The sequence below is a fragment of the Campylobacter sp. RM9333 genome, from assembly GCF_020137705.1.
Classification (GTDB): Bacteria; Campylobacterota; Campylobacteria; order Campylobacterales; family Campylobacteraceae; genus Campylobacter_E.
The window spans coordinates 68,761-76,036 of sequence record NZ_JACGAY010000006.1; the positions used below are offsets into that span (position 1 = coordinate 68,761).

A 7,276-nucleotide genomic window follows, 5' to 3' on the forward strand; every position below is an offset into this window, starting at 1 on the left:
CTACTGCTAGTGAAGTTGAGCTTAATTCTTGAGCTACACTTGCATTTTCTGTTGAAGTTGATTTTGAATTAGCTATTAAAGTTTGGATTTTTTGTATAAAAGTATTTACATGCTTTCCTATTTGAGCTATTTCATCATTACCATTAATCGCAACTCTTTTTGTTAAATCACCTTCCCCTACTGCTAAATCTTTCATCATTAAGCCTAGTCTATCAAATGGTCTAAACAAATAAACTAAAACCAATATAACAATACCAATAGTAACCACAATAGCTAAAACACTTGCGATTATTAGCGTTTTAAACTGATTGCTAACATCTTTAAATGCTATTTCTTTATTTATCGCAGCAGCAACTTTCCAGCCAGTTTCAGGAATAGTGCTAAAATCCATAATTTGCTTTACTCCATTTAATTCAAATTCTAATTTGCCACTATTTTTTGAATACATTTCATCAAGCATTGGTTTTAAATCAGGAAATACTTCTACTAATTTTTTACCTATTAATTGTTGATCAGGATAACCAATAATCATTCCATAATTATCTAAAACATATAAAGCTCCACCTTCAATTCCAGCATTTTTAGAAAAATCAGAAACTTTATCTAAGGTAACATCAGCACCTAAAGCACCTTTAAAATTAGAATTTGTATCATAAGTTGGAGAAACTACTGACATAACTAATTTTTTAGTTTGAGCGTCTTCATAAACATCGGTTACAAAAGTTTTATTTAATTGTTTTGCTTGTTTATACCAACCTCTTTGAGTTGCATCAAAAGGTGCTTTCCAGCCTGTGCCATCATACATAGAGCCATCTTCAAACGCTAAAAATACCATAGGAGAATTTAAAACCCTAGTTTCATTTTCTAAGTAAGGCACAAAAGCTTCTTTAGAATTTGAATCAAACTTAGATAAAGTTTTAGCAGTCTCTTTAATGCTTTGCTCTGTTATGCTAATGAAATTTTGAATGTAATTTAAATTCTTATCTACAATATCATCTAAATAGCGTTCAATATTAGCAGATATAGTTTTGCTACTAGTGCTATAACTAATGTAGGTTAGAGCCGAATATCCAACGACTAATAACACAATTAATGTTAAATAAATTTTATTTTTAAAACTCATTTTTTTCCTTTTTTTATTAAAAATTCGGCGAGATACTAACACAAAAAATATAATAAAAATATAATTAATTGATAAATATAATTAAAATATTTATAGGTATTTGAGTAGTTTTTACACAAAAACTAGATAATTTTTCTCCTAATTACTATTTGTAACACTTCTTTAAGTCTTAATAGCTAAGATTTTTAAATCTTTTCAAAAAGGAATTAAATTGCAAGAATTATTAAAAAATTTATGGAATGATGAATTAGGAAATCTTGATTTTAACTATGAAGAAAATATTTTTAATCCCGAACTTGCCGCATTAATTTTATGTGCTAATGAATTAAATTATAAAGAATTATTAAATCTAAAAACATACAAACAATACCTAAATACTGATAGTTTTTTTGAGCTTAAAATGAAGCAAATTGCTGTTTTAAATTCTATTCACAATAATCTTTTAAATCCACTTGAAATAATCTTTTATCTTGAAAAATTAAAATTATTAAAAATAAAAGAAAATATCTTCACTTATCTTCAAAATACAAAAATAAATTCATCAAAAGAATTTAATAATAATTTTAAAAAAAGCCAAGATAAACTTGAAAATATTTATAAAAATTTACAACAAATTCTAAGCAATGAGCTTAAAGATAAGCTTGATGAGTTTTATACTCAATTAATTAGCAAAGATTATAAAATAGCTTTTAGTGGGATATTTAACGCAGGAAAAAGTAGCCTAATAAATGCTTTATTAAATCAAGATTTTTTAGGTGTATCAAATGCACCTGAAACGGCAAATCTTAGTGTAATTAGCTATGATGAAAATGAAAAAATAAAAGTAAATTTTTATAATGAAGCAGAATTTAATGCCTTAAAAACTCAAGCTAGTTTGAATGAAGAATTAAATAAAATCTTTAATATTGATTTTGTTGAGCATAAAAGCGTTGAAGTAAAAATAAACGAATTATACGATTATACAAGTGCAAATTCTAGCATAAGTATTTTTGTAAAAGATATTGAAATCCATCTAAACAACGAGTATTTAAAAAATAAAATAAATATAATAGATACTCCTGGTCTTGATGATGTAGTAATTAGTAGAGAACAAAAAAGCTTAGAGTTTTTAAAAACTGCTAATTGTGTTTTATACCTTATGACTTGCACTCAAGCACTTAGCATTAAAGATTTAGAATTTTTAACAAGTTTTGCTAAAAATAATCCTAATTCAAAGCTAGTTTTAGTGCTTACAAAAAGTGATTTAATAAGTATTGATGAGCAAATTAAATTAAAAGAATATGTCAAAAATCGCTTTAACAATGAGCTTAAAAACCTAGATATTACACCTAATTATGAGCTATTTTGCGTAAGTGCTAGTGAATTTAAAAAAGACAATTCAAAAGGTGAAATAAATGCTTTAAAAGCCTATTTAAACGATGTTTGCTTTAATTCTACTAGCTCACAAGAATTTATAAATAGCATTAGCGAAAAATTTAAAAATCTAATTGATTTAGAAATTACGCTTTTAACTAATATAAACAATTCTTTAAAGCTAGATAAAAACGAATATATGAAAAATATAGAAAATCTACAAAACGAAAATGCCAAAAAACTAGCCTTAAAACAAGAACTTGAAATATCGCTAAATGAATACTTAAATAAAGACTACAAAATCCAAGCACACGAATTAAGCTTTTTAGCAAAAAATCAAGCTGCTAGGATTTTTGATGAATTAAATTATGACAAAAATTACTCAAACGAAAAGGTAAGAAATGTAATTTTTCAAGGTTTTAAAGATTTATTAAATGGGCTTAACTCAAGTATGAGTAATAAATTCTTAAATGATTTTAATGAAATTAAAGCAAGGCTAAATATTACTAAAGATTATGAAATTATTTTTGATAAAAATAAATTACAAGAAATATTTGAAGAATTTGAAAAAATCATAAATAAACTTGATTTGCTAAGTGATAAAAGTGAAAATGCAATCAATAATAAATTAAATGCGATTTATTTAAATATCAATCTTAATTTTTTTAATTTTAGCGAGCAAAAACAATTAGCTAATGAGTTTTTGAAAAATGAATTTTTTAGTATTTATCATATTGAAAAAATCAATATAAATGAATTTAACGATGAAAATCTATTGAGCTTAAATACACAAAAAATAGAAAAATTATTAGAAATAAAAGAGAATTTAAAATGATAAAAAGTGTCTTAAAAGAATATAATGAAAAATATAATATAAGTTATGAAAAAGGCTTTTTAGGAGATTTAAAAACCTTAAAAAACACTCTAAAAAATCCTAATTTAATGCTTAGCAATAAACTAATTAATAATATTGATAATTTATGTAAGCATTATAATCTACCATTACAAGTTGGTGTGATAGGACAATTTAGTTCAGGTAAAAGCTCACTTTTAAATCTGCTTTTTAAAAAAGATATTTTAGCTACAGGGGCAAGACCTGTTAGCGTTGTTGCTACTTATATTAATTATGGTTTAAATGATTTAGTTTTAGCAGAATTTGAAAACGGCTTAAGCGAACTTACAAACAATATTGTAAATGACCAAAACGAAGAACTAAATGGGCTTAAAAGTATTAATATTTTTACAAATAACGAACTTTTAAAAGATATTACACTAATTGATACTCCAGGACTAAATGCAAATACTACCGATGAAGAATTTTCTAAAAATTTATTTAATTCTTTTGATACTTTAATTTGGCTAAGTTTAGCTGAAAGTGCTGGTAAGGCTAGTGAAGAAAAGGCTATTAAAGAATTAAAACCAAATATAAAAAAGATTTGTCTAATTAATCAAAAAGATAAATTAAACGAAGCCGAGCAATTAAGATTAAAGAATTATTTAAATGAAGTTTTTGCTAAGTATTTTGAAAAAATTGAGCTAATTTCTTGCAAACAAGCAAGTGAAAATAATCCTGATTCAAATATTTTGGCCTTTTATGATTTTTTAAAAAATCTAAATAAAACAAGCATTAAAGAAGATAATATAAAAGCTTCTTTAAAAACATTAAATAATGAGCTTTTAGGAATTATTAGCGAGATTAAACTAAGCCTTGAAGAATTAGAGTGTAAAATTAAAAATTATTTAGAAATACTTGCAAAAAATGAATTTGATTATAGTGGCTTTAATGATGAGATTTTAAATGCTTTAAAGAGTATAGCAAGGACGATTGCTAATGAATTTATGACTAATTTTAAGGTAAAAAATGCTTATTTTTATACCCAAAATGATGGGGTATTTCATAAAAATTGCTTTAATAAAAACGAATATTCATACAAAACTTTAAATCCTGATGATACATTTTTAAGTATTTTTTACAACAAAGATACGATTAATAAGCAATTTTTAAAAATTAGAAAAGAAATAAACGAGCAATTTTTAAACCTTTTAGATAATTTTCACAAGCCTTTAAAAGAATTTAAAAATGCTTTAAATATTGCTAAAACAAAAGAATTAGATAAAAACTACAATGACCTTGTAAATGCTGATTTTTACGCAATAGCAGATGATTTTTATAAAGCATTAGATGAGCTTATTATAAATGATTATGAAAAGGCTTTAAATAATTATGAGCTTAAATTAAATAAGCTTTTTGAAAAAATAAATATAAAAGCATTAAATAATTACGAAAACGCAGCTAAATTAAGCCTATCATTTTTTTATGAAAAAATTAATGCAAGTCGTGAATTTTATGAGCTAGATAGCAAACAATTTAAGCTTTATTTGCCTAGTGAAAATGAAATTTATCAAAGATTGCTTACTGATTGTAGTTTTTTTGAATTTGAAGAACTATTGATAAATAAAAAAGAAATCATAAAATTAAAAAATGAATATCTAAACGAGTTAAATACAATACTGCTAAAACATACAAAAAGCCTAGATAATAGGCAAATTAAATTAAATAATATTAAAGATATTATTTCAAATTCTTTTTTAACTTTTGACATATAAAAGACCTTTTAAGTATAAATATTTAATATTTATACTTAAATTTTCAATGTATTATTTTATATATTTATGACTATAAAAGATAAAAAATACTAATATTTAGGCTAAATGCTTAATTATTAAAATTATTTTAATTAAAAAAACTAATTAAATAACCTAAAAAATTTACCTTTATTTTTCTTTTTAATGTAATATAAATGTAATAAATATAGTAGGTGGTAAAATGAAAGATTACATTAGAGCTATTGAAATATTAAAAGAACTTGAAACACTACTTGAAAATGATAGTGTATTTTTGCAGAGTGAAGAAGATAGAATTAATGATGAAAAATTTATCAAAAAAGTAGCCAAAGATTTCCCAAATACTCCTTACGAACAAATAAAACAAGAAATAATCACACTATTAACCACACAATGCAACGAGCAATATATTATGTATCATAATAAAAGATATTTATTACTAACTCCAAGTTTAAATGTAATAACATATATTTTTGGATGTGTAAATAAAGATAAAATTCAAAATCCTAAACATATTGATTTTGAAAATGATGAAACTACTAATTATTTAAATATTTGCATAGATATTGCTAGGAAATGTAGTGAAGAAATAAAATATAGAAATGATAAATTAAGAAGTTTATTAGGAGAATTAGGTCAAATCTAACTCCCCTAAAAATTATTATTTTCCTTGAACTGCTTTATCGTAAGTATCTTTAACTAATTTATGTGCTGCAGAAGTATTTACATATTTTAAAATATCAGAATCTACGTTATGATTAGCTCCATTTATCTTAAAATTGCCTTTTAATATAGCTCCAACTTTATCAGCCTTCACTGCAAAATTATAATCATTATTGCTATCGCCTACTGTTAGTGTATAACCTGAATTTACATCTCTAATACTATTTATATTAAATTTTTGAGAATGTTTAACATCTTGAACCCTACCATCAACTCTTTTAACATAGGTAGCATCTCCGATATTTTTATCAAAAGTTACTCTAAAAATATTTCCATACCCACCATCATATACTACATAACTATCTACTTCTTGCTTAGCGGGATTTAATTTAATTGAGCTTCCACTACCTGCATAAAAATATTCCTTATCTTCATCAGCACCTAAATATTTACTTTTATAAGTATCTTTATATTTATCAAATTCATTAGAAAAGTATTGAAATCTATTTTGCGGGTCTAATTGAGTATCCATCAAACTAGAAATTACACTTCCAAAATTAATTTCTGCTTTATTTTTATCTGCTTTTAAAGCAAAATCTTGATTTTTAATGCCATTAGAAGCATTTGCTTGTATATTATAAGTAGATGAGCCGTTAATAGGTGATATGGTTTTGTTATATACATCATAAGTTTGCTTATCATAAGAACTTCCTGAACTCTTTGCGTTTTCGTAATATATTTGATTTGCATATTTAAAATCAGCATAAAGTTTTTTAGCTTCATATGCATCTGCATAATAATAAGCAATAGATGAATTTTTAAGATTTAACTGCATTGCAGCTTTATTTGAACCATAATAAAATACCTTATTTAAATCTGATACATTGAAATAATCCTTATTTTTTTCAAATAATGTATTTGTAAAATTACCCCACTCTTTATCTATAGCATTATAATTAGAATTTGTGCTTGTGTCTTTTAACATAGAAAAACTATCATCTAAAATATTTGCTTCTAATTTTTCTTTATTAGCAGTATAACTTACTTTTCCATCATTAGCACTAAATTTTAAATCGCTATATCCATCTAAACCACTAATTGTAGTATCTGTTAAACTATATGAAAAATCTTCAACACTATTAGCATCATTTGTAGTTTTTAATATGTTTAGCTGATTATTTGTAACGCTGATTTTTTTAAAATCTGTAATATTATTACCGCTTTTAGTATTACTAAGGATATTTAAACTACCTTTTTTCACATTAAGCTCTGCAGCGTCTTGTCTAACATCGCCACTTCTTAGGCTAGTATTTGATGAATAATAATAGTTTTTATTGTCTGCATTTGAAAAATATTTATTATAAACAGGCTCACTAGGAACTATTGGCATATCTGGTTTATTTGTGTCATTATTATTATTTTCTTCATCTTCTTTATTATTATCAGAATTTTCATCATCTTCTTTTTCTAATAAAGCCACTACTTTATTATTAATTTCTTCTTTAATTTCAA

Annotated in this window: 4 protein-coding genes and 1 pseudogene; 3 read left to right on the top strand and 2 right to left on the bottom strand. The window is 24.2% G+C overall.

Features of this window, described 5'->3' with window-relative positions; all coding sequences use genetic code 11:
- Positions 1 to 94: 94 nt before the first annotated feature.
- Positions 95 to 1,123, bottom strand: a pseudogene (locus AVBRAN9333_RS09565) (cache domain-containing protein); the annotation flags it as partial.
- A gap of 211 nt (positions 1,124 to 1,334) precedes the next feature.
- On the opposite strand from AVBRAN9333_RS09565, the gene AVBRAN9333_RS03885 reads away from it, so the two are divergent.
- From AVBRAN9333_RS03885 to AVBRAN9333_RS03895, 3 genes are all read left to right on the top strand, one after another.
- The gene (locus AVBRAN9333_RS03885) at positions 1,335 to 3,311 is read left to right on the top strand and encodes a dynamin family protein (RefSeq protein ID WP_336607181.1); all 1,977 of its coding nucleotides are present in this window, start codon (positions 1,335 to 1,337) and stop codon (positions 3,309 to 3,311) included.
- Positions 3,308 to 5,083 carry a dynamin family protein gene (locus AVBRAN9333_RS03890; RefSeq protein WP_336609458.1) on the top strand — a complete coding sequence of 592 codons (1,776 nt, stop codon included), beginning with the start codon at positions 3,308 to 3,310 and terminating at the stop codon, positions 5,081 to 5,083. The genes AVBRAN9333_RS03885 and AVBRAN9333_RS03890 overlap by 4 nt, the downstream gene beginning before the upstream one ends.
- A gap of 220 nt (positions 5,084 to 5,303) precedes the next feature.
- Positions 5,304 to 5,747 (top strand): hypothetical protein, encoded by a 444-nt coding sequence (locus AVBRAN9333_RS03895; protein WP_214117507.1) that lies wholly within the window; start codon positions 5,304 to 5,306, stop codon positions 5,745 to 5,747.
- 15 nt (positions 5,748 to 5,762) lie between these two features.
- On the opposite strand, the gene AVBRAN9333_RS03900 is transcribed toward AVBRAN9333_RS03895, so the two are convergent.
- Positions 5,763 to 7,276, bottom strand: a 1,514-nt coding sequence (locus tag AVBRAN9333_RS03900; protein WP_336609459.1) for a hypothetical protein, incomplete at its 5' end; no start/stop codon positions are given.

Coding starts and splice junctions, on each gene's coding strand:
- AVBRAN9333_RS03890 (WP_336609458.1), top strand. CDS start 3,308: ATGATAAAAAGTGTCTTAAAAGAATATAATGAAAAATATAATATAAGT.
- AVBRAN9333_RS03895 (WP_214117507.1), top strand. CDS start 5,304: ATGAAAGATTACATTAGAGCTATTGAAATATTAAAAGAACTTGAAACA.